1 pseudogene is annotated in these 509 nt (G+C 66.2%); it reads right to left on the bottom strand.

From position 1 onward, the window contains the following. Positions 1 to 509 (bottom strand): annotated as a pseudogene (locus tag LRR16_RS24375) (allantoinase); the annotation flags it as partial.

The following is a 509-nucleotide window of genomic DNA, read 5'->3' as shown; positions in this document are numbered from 1 at the left end:
GGATGCGTCTCGATCCAGTGCCGCGCGATATCGATGCGGCGTGCGATCCAGACCTTGTCGTGCGACTGCACGTAGTCCAGGAAACGCTGCAGCGCGCGGAAGCGGCCCGGGCGTCCGAGCAGCCGGCAATGCATGCCGATCGACAGCATCTTCGGCTGGTTCAGCCCCTGCGGATCGCCCTCGGCGTACAGCACGTCGAAGGCGTCCTTCAGGTACTGGAAGAACTGCTCGCCGGTGTTGAAGCCCTGCGGCGTGGCAAAGCGCATGTCGTTCGAATCGAGCGTGTAGGGCACCACCAGATGCGGCTTCGTTTCGCCGTTGCTCGTCCGCACCTCGGTCCAGAACGGCAGGTCGTCGCCGTAGTAGTCCGAGTCGTAGACGAAGCCGCCGTGCTCGACCACCAGGCGGCGCGTGTTCGGGCTGTCGCGGCCGGTGTACCAGCCCAGCGGCGCGCTGCCGGTCAGCTCGCGGATGATCTGCATCGCGATGCGCATGTGCTCGCGCTCGGT

Origin of the sequence: Cupriavidus sp. UGS-1 (genome assembly GCF_021213615.1) — a bacterium.
Lineage (GTDB): Bacteria > Pseudomonadota > Gammaproteobacteria > Burkholderiales > Burkholderiaceae > Cupriavidus.
The sequence above is the reverse complement of the archived record's forward strand: the minus strand, read 5'-3'. Positions and strand labels throughout refer to the sequence as shown.